This window comes from Enterobacter asburiae, from assembly GCA_011754535.1.
GTDB classification, from domain to species: Bacteria; Pseudomonadota; Gammaproteobacteria; order Enterobacterales; family Enterobacteriaceae; genus Enterobacter; species Enterobacter cloacae_N.
In genome coordinates, this window is sequence record JAAQVN010000001.1 from 1,652,687 (window position 1) to 1,669,520 (window position 16,834).

At 56.7% G+C, this 16,834-nt stretch carries 12 protein-coding genes and 1 pseudogene; 7 read left to right on the top strand and 6 right to left on the bottom strand.

What is annotated here, in order from left to right:
* Nucleotides 1-17: 17 nt before the first annotated feature.
* On the bottom strand, nt 18-239 hold the full coding sequence (gene cspD, locus HBM95_07720) for a cold shock-like protein CspD (GenBank protein ID NIH42818.1): 222 nt from the start codon (nt 237-239) through the stop codon (nt 18-20).
* Between the two features lie 267 nt (nt 240-506).
* On the opposite strand from cspD, the gene clpS reads away from it, so the two are divergent.
* From clpS to HBM95_07735, 3 genes and pseudogenes are all read left to right on the top strand, one after another.
* The gene (gene clpS / locus HBM95_07725) at nt 507-827 is read left to right on the top strand and encodes an ATP-dependent Clp protease adapter ClpS (GenBank protein NIH42819.1); all 321 of its coding nucleotides are present in this window, start codon (nt 507-509) and stop codon (nt 825-827) included.
* Nucleotides 828-854: 27 nt separating this feature from the next.
* Nucleotides 855-3,134 (top strand): ATP-dependent Clp protease ATP-binding subunit ClpA, encoded by a 2,280-nt coding sequence (gene clpA / locus HBM95_07730; GenBank protein ID NIH42820.1) that lies wholly within the window; start codon nt 855-857, stop codon nt 3,132-3,134.
* 313 nt (nt 3,135-3,447) lie between these two features.
* Nucleotides 3,448-3,897 (top strand): annotated as a pseudogene (locus tag HBM95_07735) (hypothetical protein).
* A gap of 71 nt (nt 3,898-3,968) precedes the next feature.
* Here HBM95_07735 and infA read toward each other — a convergent pair.
* The 5 genes from infA to trxB form a co-directional block, all read right to left on the bottom strand.
* The gene (gene infA, locus HBM95_07740) at nt 3,969-4,187 is read right to left on the bottom strand and encodes a translation initiation factor IF-1 (protein NIH42821.1); all 219 of its coding nucleotides are present in this window, start codon (nt 4,185-4,187) and stop codon (nt 3,969-3,971) included.
* A gap of 284 nt (nt 4,188-4,471) precedes the next feature.
* Entirely contained in the window at nt 4,472-5,176 is a 705-nt protein-coding gene (aat, locus tag HBM95_07745) for a leucyl/phenylalanyl-tRNA--protein transferase (GenBank protein ID NIH42822.1), read from the bottom strand.
* Between the two features lie 45 nt (nt 5,177-5,221).
* Entirely contained in the window at nt 5,222-6,943 is a 1,722-nt protein-coding gene (gene cydC / locus HBM95_07750; protein NIH42823.1) for a cysteine/glutathione ABC transporter ATP-binding protein/permease CydC, read from the bottom strand.
* Nucleotides 6,943-8,709 carry a cysteine/glutathione ABC transporter permease/ATP-binding protein CydD gene (gene cydD / locus HBM95_07755; GenBank protein ID NIH42824.1) on the bottom strand — a complete coding sequence of 589 codons (1,767 nt, stop codon included), beginning with the start codon at nt 8,707-8,709 and terminating at the stop codon, nt 6,943-6,945. The genes cydC and cydD overlap by 1 nt, the downstream gene beginning before the upstream one ends.
* A gap of 114 nt (nt 8,710-8,823) precedes the next feature.
* A complete protein-coding gene (trxB, locus tag HBM95_07760) occupies nt 8,824-9,792 on the bottom strand; it encodes a thioredoxin-disulfide reductase (protein ID NIH42825.1) in 969 nt (322 codons plus the stop codon).
* A 544-nt stretch (nt 9,793-10,336) separates the two neighbouring features.
* On the opposite strand from trxB, the gene lrp reads away from it, so the two are divergent.
* The 4 genes from lrp to rarA all read left to right on the top strand — a co-directional run bounded on the left by lrp (nt 10,337) and on the right by rarA (nt 16,758).
* Nucleotides 10,337-10,831, top strand: coding sequence for a leucine-responsive transcriptional regulator Lrp (gene lrp, locus HBM95_07765; protein ID NIH42826.1), 495 nt, complete (start codon nt 10,337-10,339; stop codon nt 10,829-10,831).
* A 135-nt stretch (nt 10,832-10,966) separates the two neighbouring features.
* Complete coding sequence (locus HBM95_07770) at nt 10,967-14,662, top strand: DNA translocase FtsK (GenBank protein ID NIH42827.1); 3,696 nt, start codon at nt 10,967-10,969, stop codon at nt 14,660-14,662.
* Nucleotides 14,663-14,790: 128 nt separating this feature from the next.
* Nucleotides 14,791-15,405 carry an outer membrane lipoprotein chaperone LolA gene (gene lolA, locus HBM95_07775; GenBank protein NIH42828.1) on the top strand — a complete coding sequence of 205 codons (615 nt, stop codon included), beginning with the start codon at nt 14,791-14,793 and terminating at the stop codon, nt 15,403-15,405.
* A gap of 9 nt (nt 15,406-15,414) precedes the next feature.
* Complete coding sequence (rarA, locus tag HBM95_07780) at nt 15,415-16,758, top strand: replication-associated recombination protein RarA (GenBank protein NIH42829.1); 1,344 nt, start codon at nt 15,415-15,417, stop codon at nt 16,756-16,758.
* The last annotated feature ends 76 nt before the right edge of the window (nt 16,759-16,834 follow it).

Sequence of the window (16,834 nt, forward strand, 5' to 3'; positions counted from 1 at the left end):
CACAATAAAACAGAGAGCTATGCAACCGTTTCTGCTTCAACGGGTACGATAAGGCTTGCATGATTGCCTTTTGGCCCCTGGTGTACATCGAACCGGACGGATTGCCCGGCTTTGAGCGTCCTGTAACCATCCATCTGAATGGTGGAATAGTGAGCGAAGATATCTTCGCCGCCGCCTTCGGGGCAGATGAAGCCAAACCCCTTGGCGTTGTTGAACCACTTAACAGTACCCATTTCCATGCTTCGACATCCTTCGTAAATCTTATAAATTAAGATGGAATGAACCGGTGGTGGAGTGGGGGCTGTTCAAAACCTCGCCATCTCACGCTTGTACAATTTAGATAAACGAAAGACGTCGTCAAGCGTTTGGCGCTGGAGTTGGGACAATAATCAACCAAAGTTTGAAGCAGTTAACGCTATTGCAACAGTTTGTGACAGACATCGCGGATGACAGTAATAGATGATTGTTATCTAACATCTGAGGTAGATTCAAAGTGGTTATGCAAAATGGGTAAGACCAACGACTGGCTGGATTTTGACCAGCTGGCGGAAGACAAAGTGCGTGACGCGCTAAAACCGCCATCTATGTATAAAGTTATGTTAATGAACGATGATTACACGCCGATGGAATTTGTTATTGACGTGCTACAAAAGTTCTTTTCTTATGATGTAGAACGTGCAACGCAACTGATGCTTACCGTTCATTATCGTGGCAAAGCTATCTGCGGCATCTTTACCGCCGAGGTGGCGGAAACCAAAGTGGCGATGGTGAACGACTATGCGAGGGAGAACGAGCATCCGTTGCTGTGTACGCTGGAAAAGGCCTAATAAGGCATAAAATTGGGGGAGGTGCCTATGCTCAATCAAGAACTGGAACTCAGTTTAAACATGGCTTTCGCCAGAGCGCGTGAGCACCGACATGAGTTTATGACCGTCGAGCATTTACTGCTCGCACTGCTTAGCAACCCATCTGCCCGCGAAGCGCTGGAAGCCTGCTCCGTGGATCTGGTGGCGCTACGTCAGGAACTCGAAGCCTTCATCGAACAAACCACACCGGTGCTGCCAGCCAGTGAAGAGGAGCGCGACACGCAGCCGACGCTCAGCTTCCAGCGCGTGCTGCAGCGCGCGGTATTCCACGTCCAGTCTTCCGGACGTAGCGAAGTGACTGGCGCAAACGTCTTAGTCGCCATCTTCAGCGAGCAGGAGTCACAGGCTGCCTACCTGCTGCGCAAACACGAAGTCAGCCGCCTCGACGTGGTTAACTTTATCTCTCACGGAACGCGCAAAGACGAGCCTAACCAGGCATCGGACTCCAGCAATCAGGTCAATAACAATGAAGAGCAAGCAGGCGGGGAGGATCGTATGGAAAACTTCACCACCAATCTTAATCAGCTTGCTCGCGTTGGCGGCATCGACCCGCTGATTGGCCGCGATAAAGAGCTGGAGCGTGCGATCCAGGTGCTGTGCCGTCGCCGCAAGAACAACCCGCTGCTGGTGGGGGAATCCGGCGTGGGTAAAACCGCGATTGCCGAAGGCCTTGCCTGGCGCATTGTGCAGGGCGACGTGCCGGAAGTGATTGCCGACTGCACCATCTACTCGCTGGATATCGGCTCGCTGCTGGCGGGCACCAAATACCGCGGTGATTTTGAAAAACGCTTCAAGGCGCTGTTAAAACAGCTGGAGCAGGATACCAACAGCATCCTGTTTATCGATGAGATCCACACCATCATCGGCGCAGGGGCGGCCTCCGGTGGCCAGGTGGATGCCGCGAACCTGATCAAACCGCTGCTCTCCAGCGGCAAGATCCGCGTGATTGGCTCCACTACCTACCAGGAGTTCAGCAACATCTTTGAGAAAGACCGTGCGCTGGCGCGCCGCTTCCAGAAAATCGACGTGACCGAACCGTCCGTCGAGGAAACGGTGCAGATCATCAACGGCCTGAAGCCGAAGTACGAAGCGCACCACGACGTGCGTTACACCGCGAAAGCGGTCCGTGCGGCGGTGGAACTGGCGGTGAAATACATCAACGACCGTCATCTGCCGGATAAGGCGATTGACGTGATTGATGAGGCAGGGGCGCGTGCGCGTCTGATGCCGGCCAGCAAGCGTAAGAAAACCGTTAACGTGGCGGATATTGAGTCCGTGGTGGCCCGCATCGCGCGTATCCCTGAGAAGAGCGTTTCTCAGAGCGACCGCGACACGCTGCGCACCCTCGGCAATCGCCTGAAAATGCTGGTCTTTGGTCAGGATAAAGCCATTGAGGCCTTAACCGAAGCGATCAAGATGGCCCGTGCCGGACTGGGGCATGACCACAAGCCTGTCGGTTCCTTCCTGTTCGCCGGTCCGACCGGCGTGGGGAAAACCGAGGTGACGGTTCAGCTCTCCAAAGCGCTGGGCATTGAGCTGCTGCGTTTTGATATGTCCGAGTACATGGAGCGCCACACCGTCAGCCGTTTGATTGGTGCGCCTCCGGGCTACGTGGGCTTTGACCAGGGCGGCCTGCTCACCGACGCGGTGATCAAGCATCCGCACGCGGTACTGCTGCTTGATGAAATCGAGAAAGCGCACCCGGATGTGTTCAACATCCTGCTGCAGGTAATGGACAACGGGACGCTGACCGACAACAACGGGCGCAAGGCGGACTTCCGTAACGTGGTGCTGGTGATGACCACCAACGCCGGGGTGCGTGAAACCGAGCGTAAATCCATCGGCCTGATCCACCAGGATAACAGCACCGATGCGATGGAGGAGATCAAGAAGATCTTCACGCCGGAGTTCCGTAACCGTCTGGACAACATTATCTGGTTCGATCACCTGTCTACCGAGGTGATCCATCAGGTGGTGGATAAGTTCATCGTCGAACTGCAGGTTCAGCTGGATCAGAAAGGCGTGTCGCTGGAAGTGAGCCAGGAGGCCCGCAACTGGCTGGCCGAGAAAGGCTACGATCGCGCGATGGGTGCCCGTCCGATGGCGCGTGTGATTCAGGACAACCTGAAGAAACCGCTGGCGAACGAGCTGCTGTTTGGCTCGCTGGTGGACGGCGGTCAGGTGACCGTGGCGCTGGACCAGGCGAAGAACGAACTGACGTACGATTTCCAGAGTGCGGCGAAGCACAAGCCGGAAGCGGCTCACTAAGTTGTTTTAGTTCAAAAGCCGGGTTTTTAACCCGGCTTTTTTGTGCCCGCTTTTCTTCCTCTCACTGTGGGCTGAGGAATCTCCACAAATTAATGCGAGCAGTGAACAATCCCCTCGCCCCTTTGGGGAGAGGGTTAGGGTGAGGGGAACAGACCGCAGAAGAATTTTGCGAGGCGCTTTCCAGTTTCTTTCGAAGACTGTTGCTGGATAAATCCACAGTAATAAAATGGCGGCGTACCTGCAAAATCAGGTGCCGGGATTGGCGTCCTGAAAGTGTGTGCACAGACAATCTTACGTGCATAAAGGATCACCTATGACTGATATTAATAGCTTCGCCCAACTCTACACCGAACTCTCCCTCAACCCCGATCTCCCAACCCTCGCCGAGCGCTGCAAACTGCTCACCGAAATCCTCCTCGACTGCAAATCACTCCCGCAAACGTAGCCCGTTTGCCGTTGTCTCGGAGCTGACCTGGAAGAGTTGAAATCCGGCCTCACTGAATCAATGCGTGATTTTCAGGTGGTGGAATTTGAGGACGAAGCGGAACAACCGCGACAAAAAGAGTGGTTGCTGGAAGATACAGAAACGAAATGCGACTACTGCCGGGCGTTAAACCACGTACTCCTGGTTTCGCATTTTGACCGCGATATGTTGCCGCACCTGACGGGATTACTCCACGACATGGCCCATTCTATGGCGGGGGATTTAATCGCTCCTGTACAACCTTGGATGACAATACATCTTCCGACGCAGCAACATTAAAACCATAAATAAAAAAGGCCGGGATAATCCCGACCTTTTAAATATTCATCTGCCATTACAGGCGAAAACAATTAGCGACTACGGAAGACAATGCGGCCTTTGCTCAGGTCGTACGGGGTCAGTTCAACAGTCACTTTGTCGCCCGTCAAAATGCGGATGTAGTTTTTGCGCATTTTACCGGAGATGTGCGCAGTTACCACGTGACCGTTTTCCAGCTCTACGCGAAACATGGTATTAGGCAACGTATCAAGTACGGTACCCTGCATTTCAATATTGTCTTCTTTGGCCATCTAATCCTCTGGGGTATCACTACCAAGTTTTGAACCGGCAAGATAATGCCGAAATTCATCAATTAAGTAAAGAATTGCGCGTTTAAAACGCAGCAAAACAGTTTCGGCGCATTGCCCAAGCGTCACGGTACAACCGAACGGAAAGCGCATTCGTAAAGGGGATACAACAGGATAAACGTCAGGACGTTATCTGAAGCGAAGGTCCCAAACGGCGGCGGGGCAACAGGCAGAAGCTACTCTGCGGCATAATTATAACACCCTCACAAAAAATATGCGGAAAACATTTAGGCATTGGGCATAAAGAGCGTTCTGGGGATCCAGAAGTCGCGCGGGAGCTTCTCCTGACGGCAGGCGTCCAGATGCTCGATATACTGTCGTCGCGGGATGTCAACGGCACCGAGGGAGGCGGTGTGCTCATTGAGCACCTGACAATCGATCAGACGCCCCCCGCGTTGGGCAAAGGCCTGGCAGAAGACCAACAGCGCGGTTTTCGAGGCGTTGACCGCACGGGAGAACATCGACTCGCCGCAAAATAGCGTCCCTTGCGCCACGCCGTACATGCCGCCAACCAGTTCTCCGTTTTCCCAAACCTCAATGGAGTGGGCGTAGCCAAGCTCATGGAGCTGATGATAGGCGTTGACGATATCGCGGGTGATCCACGTCCCTTCATGGCGATCTTCGGCACAGCCTTCGATCACCTGTCCAAAGGCGTGATTCAGCGTTACACGGTACGGGGATTTTGCATGGAATCGCTTCATGCTGCGGCTTACGTGAAACTGCGCTGGCCACAGCACGGCGCGCGGGTCGGGAGACCACCATAAAATCGGGTCGCCCGGAGAAAACCACGGGAAAATGCCGCGCTGGTACGCCATTAATAGCCGCGCAGGGCTAAGGTCACCGCCAAGGGCCAGCAGCCCGTTGGGCTCACGCAGCGCTCCCTCCGGCGAAGGGAACGCGATGTTATGACGAGAAAGCTGGACCAGGCGCATGACAGCAAAACTCCATTACGCGAGTGAGGACGCTACAAATATAGTCTACAGACGCTGTTTGAACTGATAGTAGCGACCCTGTTTCGCCAACAGCTCTGCGTGACTACCTTGCTCAATAATGTGCCCGTTGTCCATCACAATTATCCGATCAAAACTTGCCAGCCCGCGCAGGCGGTGCGTCACCATCAGGACGGTTTTTCCTGCCATCACGTTCGCCAGCAAATCAAGGATTTGACTCTCGGTTGTCGCATCAAGCCCTTCTGTCGGTTCGTCGAGCAGCATCAGCGGCGCATCATGCAGCAGCGCGCGCGCAATGGCCAGACGGCGTAGCTCTCCGCCGGAAAGCTGACGACCGCCTTCGCCCAGCCAACTGTTGAGACCTTCGTCCTCAAGCAGCTTTTGCAGTCCGACCTGCTCCAGTACGGCGCGAAGATCATCGTCCGAAGCCTCTGGCGCGGCCAGCAGCAGGTTATCGCGCAGGGTGGCGCTAAACAGATGCACGCGCTGTGGAACGACGCTCACGGTCTTGCGCAGGGCCTGCTCGCTGAAATCGGTCAGCAGCGTATTATTAAAACGAATCTGACCGCGCTGTGGATCCCAGGCCCGCGTCAGCAGCTGCAGCAGCGTCGACTTACCGCAGCCGGTACGGCCGAGGATCGCCATCCGCTGCCCTGCATTAACAGAAAGGTTGATACCGTCCAGCGCGTTCTGGGCCTGCTTGTCATAGGCGAAGGCCACGTTATCAAGCTTCAGCGCCACCTGCTCAGGCACGGCGGTTTGTGCTGCGCTGAACCTGACTTCAGGCTCCTGCTCGGCAATCTGGGTGATGCGCAGGGCAGAGGCGATCACCTGTCCAAGATGCTGGAAGGCGCCCGTCACCGGGGCCAGTGCCTCAAAAGCGGCCAGCGCGCAGAAAACGAAGAGCGCAATTAGAGGGCCTGGCTGGGTATTACCGCCAATCCCGCCGGAAGCCAGCCACAGCATGGCGATCACCGCCACGCCGCCGATTAACACCATCAGCGCCTGCGAGAAGGCCGTCAGTTCAGATTGACGGCGCTGGGCGTCATGCCAGTTCAGCTCCGTATTTTCCAGTCGGGCGCGGTAGCGCTTGCTGGCACCAAAAATAGTCAGCTCTGCCTGCCCCTGAAGCCAGGAGGTCAGCTGCTGGCGATAATCCCCGCGCAGACGCGTCAGGTTTTCCCCGGTGGATTTCCCGGCGCGATAAAACAGCGGCGGCAGAATAAGGAGCGTCAGCAGCATAATTCCACCCAGCGTCAGCGCAACGGGAACATCCAGAACGGACAGCCCCAGCGTGACCACTACAATCACCACAAACGCGCCCACTATCGGGGAGATCACCCGCAGGTAAAGGTGGTCCAGCGTGTCGACATCCGCAACGACACGGTTAAGTAACTCACCCTGACGAAAACGCGCCAGCCCGGCAGGGGAGAGGGGCAGCAGTTTGCTGAAGGTGTAAATGCGCAGGTGCTGCAGAACACGGAACGTCGCGTCGTGGCTGACCAGCCGCTCGAAATAGCGTCCGGCAGTTCGGGTAATGGCGGTACCCCGCACGCCTGCCGCCGGCAGCATATAGTTGAAGCTGTATAATCCGGCGAACCCTGCGACGGCGGAGGCCGACAGGAACCAACCTGAAAGCGTGAGCAGGCCGATGCTGGCGAGCAGCGTCACAATCGCCAGCACGATTCCCAGCGTCAGCATCCATTTGTGGCGTTTATAGAGCGCAAGATAAGGCAGCAGAGCACGCATCAGATGTCCTCCTGACGGTTCGCCAGCAGGGCGGCGAACGGCCCCTGCGCGGCAACGAGAGCGGCGTAATCGCCTTGCTCAACAATTCGGCCGTTCTCCATGACCCAGATCTGGTCCCAGTCGGTAATGCCTTCCAGTTGATGGGTGACCATCAGGGTGGTTTGCTGCCGGGATGCGGCGTTCAGGGCCGCCATGACGCGCTGTTCGCTGTGGGCATCCAGGCTGGCAGCGGGCTCATCCAGCAGCATCAGTTGGCACGGGTTAAGCAGCGCGCGGGCAACGGCCACACGCTGCGCCTGTCCGACTGACAGCCCGGAGGACTGGTCGCCGACCACGGTATCAACTCCTTGCGGGAGCAGCGGCAGAAACTCGCTGACCCAGGCGCGGTCGAGAACGGACTGTAGTTCATCTTCACGGGCATCCGGGCGCGCCAGGAGCACGTTTTCGCGCAGCGTGGAGGCAGGAAGCTGCGGGTTTTGTCCGACCCAGCTGAGCTGCTTGCGCCAGGCGTCGGGATCGAGATTACGCAGTTCAGCTTTGTTTATCCGCAGCGAACCGGTGTAGGCGATAAAACCGGATAGCGCATTCAGCAGAGAACTTTTCCCTGAACCGCTGGTGCCGACCAGCACCACGCGTTTTCCGGCTGGCAGGGTAAAGTTCAGCGGACCCGCGAGCACTTTGCCTTCAGGTGACAGAATGGAAAAGTCCTGCGCTTCAATGGTCACGGGATCTTTAGCATTCAGCGTCACGTCACCGCGCTCCGGGTGCGCCAGCGGCGTCTCCAGGAAGGTTTTCAGACTGTCGGCCGCGCCAACGGCCTGCGCTTTGGCATGATAGAAGGTCCCCAGGTCGCGAAGCGGCTGGAAAAACTCCGGGGCCAGGATGAGCGCCAGGAAACCGGCAGAGAGGGTGACTGCCGTGCCGTAGTGGCCGAAATCCAGCGCGCCGAGATAGGAGAAACCGAAGTAAACCGCCACGAGGGCAATCGACAGCGAGGTAAAGAATTCCAGCACGCCGGAAGACAGGAACGCCAAGCGTAACACCTCCATCGTGCGCTGGCGGAAGTCCTGTGATGCCAGGCGAATATTCTCAGTTTCCGCTTCACCGCGACCAAAAATACGCAGGGTTTCCATCCCGCGCAGACGGTCGAGGAAATGTCCGCTCAGCCTGCCCAGTGCCAGGAAGTTGCGGCGGTTGGCATCAGCGGCCCCCATGCCGACCATCGCCATAAACAGCGGGATCAGCGGGGCGGTGCCCAGCAGGATCACTGCCGCCACCCAGTTGACGGGGAAAATGGCGATAACAATCAGCAGCGGAACAAAAACCGCCAGCGCCATCTGCGGAAGATAGCGCGCGTAGTAATCGTGCATATCGTCAATCTGCTCAAGGATCAGCGTCGCCCAGCTTCCGGCCGGTTTACCCTGGATCCACGCGGGCCCGGCTTCCTGAAGGCGATCCAGCACCTGACGGCGGATCTCGTAGCGGATATGCTGTCCGGCGTGGAAGCCGACGCGCTCACGCAGCCACACCACCCAGGCGCGCAGGACAAAAACCAGGATCAGAACAATAAAGGGCAGCAGGAGCGCTTCGCGGGGAATGTTCTCCATGATCATGTGATTAAGAATGCGGGCCAGCAGCCATGCCTGGGCAACAATCAACAGACCGCTAACGAACCCCAAAAGACGGGAGATCGTAAGCCAGCGGCGGGAAATAACGCTTTGCTGTTTCAGCCAGCGTGTTAACTCTTGTTGACGGGTTTTTTCCATTGCGTATTTTGCAGGTGACGTTATAAGAAATTAGACATCTGCATGTTACACGCGAGCAAAAATAAAGGCGACCTGTGGCCGCCTTTATTTACGTTTGTTACTGACTTGTAAAGATTATTTACCTTGTTCAGCCAGTCCATCGAGATAGCGTTCAGCGTCCAGCGCGGCCATACAGCCGGTGCCCGCAGAGGTGATCGCCTGACGGTAAATATGGTCCATTACGTCACCGGCAGCGAACACGCCCGGGATGCTTGTCTGGGTCGCGTTACCGTGGCTGCCGGACTGCACTTTGATGTACCCGTTTTCCAGCTCCAGCTGGCCTTCGAAGATCGCGGTATTCGGGCTGTGGCCGATAGCCACAAACAGACCCGCCACCTCCAGCGTTTCGACGTTATCGGTGTTCTGGGTATCACGAATGCGCAGACCCGCAACGCCCATCTGATCGCCCGTGACTTCTTCCAGGGTACGGTTGGTGTGCAGCACGATGTTGCCGCTCGCCACTTTATCCATCAGGCGCTTAATCAGGATCTTCTCGGCGCGGAAGGTGTCACGACGGTGGATCAGATGCACTTCAGAGGCAATGTTCGCCAGGTAAAGCGCTTCTTCCACCGCGGTGTTGCCGCCGCCGATAACCGCGACTTTCTGGTTACGATAGAAGAAACCGTCGCAGGTGGCGCAGGCAGAGACGCCGCGGCCTTTGAACGCTTCTTCAGACGGCAGGCCGAGGTAGCGGGCAGAGGCCCCGGTAGCGACGATCAGCGCGTCGCAGGTGTATTCGCCGCTGTCGCCCGTCAGGCGGAACGGACGGTTCTGCAGGTCAACCTTGTTGATGTGGTCGAACAGGATTTCGGTTTCGAACTTAGCAGCATGCTCGTGCATGCGTTCCATCAGCAGCGGCCCGGTCAGGTCGTTCGGGTCGCCCGGCCAGTTTTCCACTTCCGTGGTGGTGGTCAACTGACCGCCTTTTTCCATGCCAGTGATCAGTACCGGCTGCAGGTTTGCGCGTGCAGCATAGACCGCCGCGGTATATCCCGCAGGTCCAGAACCAAGGATTAGCAACTTACTGTGTTTGGTCGTGCCCATGAGATCCCCATTGTTGTTGGCAGGCAATGGGCTGGATTGTAGGGAATTTGTTGCCGTAAAAAAAGAGCGCTGGGATTTTGCTTTCGATATATGCAATAGCTGCGCCTGATGAATCTTGCGCCGTTACATCACGTTTTCTACTTAAAACCGCTCGTTTATAAGGCAGTAAAATGAGGATTAATACCCCCCCGTAATGAATATCCGGCATCTTGTACTAAAAAACGATGTTTTGCTTTGACAATCCCCTGCGCATTTGCGAAAACATTCAAGGAAGAAAAAAAACCGCGTTAACCGTATGCCGCATAGGCATGCACGTAAATGCCATTTTTACCGTGTCAGTGAAATCTACGCATGGCGTGGACAGACGCCATACGTGATGTCGGTGACAGCCTTCGGGCAGCGGTCTTCTTACCAACAGAACCCGAATCCGCATCGCGTCTAATACATAACCAGGCGATGTGATGACTAACGGGTACAGGCTCTGAACAGTGATGTGCACAGGGTCCAGGCAGGAGTAGGGAAGGAATACAGAGAGACAATAATAATGGTAGATAGCAAGAAGCGCCCTGGCAAAGATCTCGACCGTATCGATCGTAACATTCTTAATGAATTGCAAAAGGATGGGCGTATTTCCAACGTCGAGCTTTCAAAACGTGTGGGACTTTCCCCGACGCCGTGCCTTGAGCGTGTGCGCCGACTGGAAAGACAGGGTTTTATTCAGGGCTATACGGCTCTGCTGAACCCGCATTATCTGGATGCCTCACTTCTGGTATTTGTTGAGATTACTCTGAATCGTGGTGCGCCGGATGTGTTTGAGCAATTTAACGCCGCTGTACAAAAACTTGAAGAAATTCAAGAGTGTCATCTGGTGTCCGGTGATTTCGACTACCTGTTGAAAACCCGTGTGCCTGATATGTCCGCCTACCGTAAGCTGCTGGGGGAAACCCTGCTGCGTCTGCCAGGCGTGAACGACACCCGTACCTATGTGGTGATGGAAGAGGTCAAACAGAGCAATCGTCTGGTTATTAAGACGCGCTAACACGGAACAGGTGCAAAATCAGCGTAGTTTGATTACACTCCTGTTAATCCATACAGCAACAGTGCCGGGGAGCCCCGGCGCTGTTGTCCGTTTTAGCAAACAGGCAGGATATGCCTGATACCTGGAGAGCCTTTCTTGAGCCAGGAATACACTGAAGACAAAGAAGTCACACTATCGAAGCTAAGCAGCGGACGTCGTCTCCTCGAGGCTTTGCTGATCGTTATTGCCCTTTTTGCCGTCTGGCTGATGGCAGCCTTACTCAGTTTCAACCCTTCCGATCCCAGCTGGTCGCAAACCGCGTGGCATGAGCCTATCCATAATTTAGGCGGCGTACCCGGAGCCTGGCTTGCGGACACGCTCTTTTTCATTTTCGGTGTAATGGCCTACACCATTCCCGTCATTATTATTGGCGGATGCTGGTTTGCATGGCGTCATCGTCAGAACGATGATTACATCGATTATTTCGCGGTTTCCCTGCGCCTGATTGGCGCGCTGGCGCTGATCCTCACCTCCTGCGGGCTGGCGGCGATTAACGCCGATGATATCTGGTACTTCGCCTCCGGCGGGGTAATTGGCAGCCTGCTGAGCTCTGCGCTACAGCCGATGCTTCACAGTAGCGGCGGCACGCTGGCGCTGCTCTGCATCTGGGCGGCAGGGCTGACGCTGTTTACCGGCTGGTCATGGGTGAGCATTGCCGAGAAGATCGGCAGCTTTATTCTTACGATCCTGACCTTCGCCAGCAACCGTACCCGCCGCGACGACACGTGGGTCGATGAAGAAGAATATGAAGATGAGTACGAAGAGGAAGACGATGTTCCGGTGCAGCGTCGTGAATCTCGTCGTGCTCGTATTCTGCGCGGTGCCCTGGCGCGTCGCCAGCGCGTTGCTGAAAAATTTGCTAACCCGCTTGGACGCAAAACCGATGCGGCGCTCTTCTCCGGTAAGCGTATGGATGAAGATGAGCAGGTTGAGTACCGCGCAGCGGGTAGCGCAGTAGATCCAGATGATGTGCTTTTCTCCGGCAACCGTGCGATGCCGGGTGATTTCGATGAATACGATCCGCTGCTTAACGGGCATACCGTTACCGCGCCGGTTGCCGCAGCCGCAGCAGCAACGACCGCAGCACAGGCGTATGCCGCCCCTGTCGAAGCCGTGATGCCATCCGCGCCGGTTCCACCACCGGAATCCGCTATCCAGCAGCCTCAGGTTGCCTGGCAGACTGCACCGGGTGTCCACACGCCGGAGCCCGTTATCGCGCCTGAACCAGAGAACTATGTCCCTGTGCAGCAGGAGCAGTGGCAGCAGCCTTATCAGCCGCCGCAACCTGAGTATGAACCGAAGCACTATGAGCAGCCTGCGGCCCAGCCTTATCAGGCGTATGCGCCTGAACCGGTTGAACCCGCGCAGCCTTATGTGGAGCCTCAGCCTGAACCTGAGGTGGTGGAAGAGGTGAAACCGTCTCGTCCGCCAATGTACTATTTTGAAGAAGTTGAAGAACGCCGGGCTCGTGAACGCGAACAGCTGGCGGCATGGTATCAGCCTGTGCCTGAACCGGTGCAGGAGCCGGTTACAAAGGCACCTTCAGTTTCGGTTCCGCCGGTCGACCCGACGCCTGCTGTTGCCCCCGTAGCGGAAAGCGTGAAGCAGGCTACTGCGGCCTCAGCGGCGGCAGCACCGGTATTTAGCCTGGCAACGGGCGGTGCGCCGCGTCCGCAGGTGAAAGAGGGAATTGGTCCCCAACTGCCTCGCCCTAACCGCGTCCGCGTTCCAACCCGTCGTGAGCTTGCCTCCTATGGTATCAAGCTGCCTTCCCAGCGGATGGCCGAAGAAAAAGCGCGTGAGACGGACTATGAAGATGATGCCGATGAAATGCAGCAGGACGAACTGGCCCGCCAGTTCGCCGCGCAGCAGAATCAGCGCTACGGTGAAGCCTATCAGCACGATGAACCGATGCTGGAAGACGAAGATGACGCGGCTGAAGCCGAATTAGCGCGTCAGTTTGCGGCAACCCAGCAGCAACGTTACTCCGGTGAACAGCCTGCTGGCGCGAACCCGTTCTCATTATCGGATTTCGAGTTCTCACCAATGAAAGATCTGGTGGATGATGGTCCGAGCGAGCCTCTGTTCACCCCGAGCGTGATGCCTGAAGCAGAGCCTGTGCGCCAGCAGCCGGCGCCGCAGGCACAGACATACGCGCAGCCGCAGCAACCTGTTCAGCAGCCGTATGCGCAACCGCAGCAGCCGCAACAACAGCCGCCGCAGTTCCAGCAGCCAGCGCCACAGCCTCAGGAGAGCCTGATTCACCCGCTGCTGATGCGTAACGGTGACAGCCGTCCGCTGCAGCGTCCGAGCACGCCGCTGCCGTCGCTGGATCTGCTGACGCCGCCGCCGGCTGAAGTCGAGCCGGTTGATACGTTTGCTCTGGAGCAGATGGCCCGTCTGGTGGAAGCCCGTCTGGCAGACTTCCGCATCAAGGCGGACGTGGTGAATTACTCACCGGGCCCGGTTATTACCCGTTTCGAACTTAACCTGGCGCCGGGCGTCAAAGCCGCGCGCATTTCTAACCTGTCCCGCGATCTGGCGCGTTCTCTGTCGACAGTTGCGGTACGTGTGGTGGAAGTGATTCCGGGTAAACCGTACGTTGGCCTTGAGCTGCCGAACAAGAAACGTCAGACCGTTTACCTGCGCGAAGTGCTGGATAACACCAAGTTCCGCGATAACCCATCCCCGCTGACCGTAGTGTTGGGTAAAGATATCGCCGGCGACCCGGTGGTGGCTGACCTCGCGAAAATGCCTCACCTGCTGGTAGCGGGTACCACCGGTTCCGGTAAGTCCGTCGGTGTGAACGCCATGATCCTCAGCATGCTCTACAAAGCGCAGCCGGAAGATGTGCGTTTCATCATGATCGACCCGAAAATGCTCGAACTGTCGGTCTACGAAGGCATTCCGCATCTGCTGACGGAAGTGGTCACCGACATGAAAGACGCCGCCAACGCCCTGCGCTGGAGCGTCAACGAGATGGAGCGCCGCTACAAGCTGATGTCTGCGCTGGGCGTGCGTAACCTGGCCGGCTATAACGAGAAAATCGCCGAGGCGGCGCGCATGGGCCGTCCAATCCCGGATCCTTACTGGAAACCGGGTGACAGTATGGATGCACAGCATCCGGTGCTGGAGAAACTGCCTTATATCGTCGTGCTGGTGGATGAATTCGCCGACCTGATGATGACCGTCGGTAAGAAAGTGGAAGAGCTGATCGCGCGTCTGGCACAGAAAGCGCGTGCGGCAGGTATTCACCTGGTGCTGGCGACCCAGCGTCCGTCCGTGGATGTTATCACCGGCCTGATTAAGGCGAACATACCGACTCGTATCGCGTTTACCGTTTCGAGCAAAATTGACTCCCGTACCATTCTCGACCAGGGCGGCGCTGAGTCTCTGCTGGGAATGGGGGACATGCTGTACTCCGGCCCGAACTCCACCTCACCGGTGCGCGTACACGGTGCGTTCGTTCGCGACCAGGAAGTACACGCGGTGGTGCAGGACTGGAAAGCGCGCGGACGTCCGCAGTACGTTGACGGTATTACCTCCGACAGCGAAAGCGAAGGTGGCGGCGGTGGCTTTGACGGCGGTGAAGAGCTGGATCCGTTATTCGATCAGGCGGTTAACTTCGTCACTGAAAAACGTAAAGCCTCCATCTCTGGCGTGCAGCGTCAGTTCCGCATCGGCTATAACCGCGCGGCACGTATCATCGAGCAGATGGAAGCGCAGGGCATCGTGAGCGAGCAGGGGCACAACGGTAACCGTGAGGTGCTGGCTCCGCCGCCGTTTGATTAACCCTCAACATTTGCAAAGAAGGGTAAATCAGCAAAAATTAAGCATTTTCTTCTGTCGCCTGCCTGCGGGCAGGTCCAGAATAGATGACGGAACCCCCATTTCGGGAAGACGTATTTTAAGGAATAACAATGAAAAAAATCGCCATCGCCTGTGCATTACTCACCAGTTTTGTTGCCAGCAGCGTCTGGGCTGATGCAGCCAGCGACCTTAAAAGCCGACTGGACAAAGTCAGCAGCTTCCACGCCAGCTTCACGCAAAAAGTGACAGACGGCAGCGGCAACGCGGTGCAGGAAGGACAGGGGGATTTGTGGGTGAAACGCCCTAATCTGTTTAACTGGCATATGACCCAGCCTGATGAAAGTATTTTGGTGTCAGATGGTAAAACCCTGTGGTTCTTCAACCCGTTCGTTGAGCAGGCCACGGCGACCTGGCTGAAGGACGCGACCAGCAACACGCCGTTTATGCTGATTGCCCGCAACCAGGCCAGCGACTGGCAGCAGTACAATATTAAACAGAAGGGTGACGAATTTGTCCTGACGCCGAAAGGCAGCAACGGCAACCTGAAGCAGTTCACCATCAACGTAAGCACCAACGGTACCATTAACCAGTTCGGCGCGGTTGAGCAAGACGATCAGCGCAGCAGCTACCAGCTTAAATCTCAGCAGAACGGCGCCGTTGACGCATCGAAATTCACCTTTACCCCGCCGCAGGGCGTAACGGTGGACGACCAACGCAATAAGTAAGAGGCATGAGTGGGCAATCTGTCGCTCGATTTTTCAGATAACGCGTTTCAACCTCTGGCCGCCCGTATGCGGCCAGAAAATTTAGCGCAGTACATCGGTCAGCAGCATCTGCTGGCTGCGGGGAAACCCTTGCCGCGCGCCATTGAGGCCGGGCATTTACACTCGATGATCCTCTGGGGACCTCCGGGCACCGGCAAAACCACGCTTGCAGAAGTGATCGCCCGGTATGCTAACGCGGACGTTGAGCGTATCTCTGCGGTGACGTCGGGGGTGAAGGAGATCCGCGAGGCGATCGAGCGAGCGCGGCAGAACCGCAATGCCGGACGCCGCACCATTCTCTTTGTCGACGAAGTCCACCGCTTCAACAAGAGCCAGCAGGATGCCTTCCTGCCGCATATTGAAGACGGCACAATCTTCTTCATCGGGGCGACCACCGAAAATCCATCGTTTGAATTGAACTCGGCGCTGCTGTCCCGCGCGCGCGTTTATTTGCTTAAATCCCTGACCACCGAGGATATCGAAAAGGTCCTCACGCAGGCGATGGAGGATAAGGCGCGGGGCTACGGCGGGCAGGATATCGTGCTGCCTGACGACACGCGACGTGCGATTGCGGAGCTGGTCAACGGCGATGCGCGTCGGGCGCTAAACACGCTGGAAATGATGGCCGATATGGCCGAAGTGGATGATGCCGGGAAGCGGGTGCTGAAGCAGGAGCTGCTGACCGAAATTGCCGGGGAGCGCAGCGCGCGTTTCGATAATAAAGGCGACCGTTTCTACGACCTGATTTCGGCGCTGCATAAGTCCGTGCGCGGCAGCGCTCCGGATGCAGCGCTGTACTGGTACGCGCGTATCATCACCGCGGGTGGCGATCCGCTATATGTTGCGCGCCGCTGCCTGGCAATTGCGTCAGAAGATGTTGGTAATGCCGACCCGCGCGCCATGCAGGTTGCGATCTCGGCCTGGGACTGCTTTACCCGCGTAGGCCCGGCGGAAGGCGAGCGTGCCATTGCCCAGGCGATTGTCTATCTGGCCTGTGCACCGAAAAGCAACGCCGTCTATACCGCATTTAAAGCCGCGATGTCGGATGCGCGCGAACGTCCTGACTACGATGTGCCGGTCCACCTGCGCAATGCGCCAACCAAATTGATGAAAGAGATGGGTTACGGGCAGGAGTATCGCTACGCCCATGATGAACCCAACGCCTACGCCGCTGGCGAGGAATATTTCCCGCAGGAAATGGCACAAACCCGCTATTATCGCCCCACAAACAGAGGTCTTGAGGGCAAGATTGGCGAAAAGCTCGCCTGGCTTGCCGGACAGGATCAAAATAGCCCTATAAAACGCTACCGTTAGCGCTATCGTTGCGGTAATGTTGGCGTAGTATCCCTGTGGCCGCAGGCTGTGGTCACATTTTCCTATTTTAATTCGA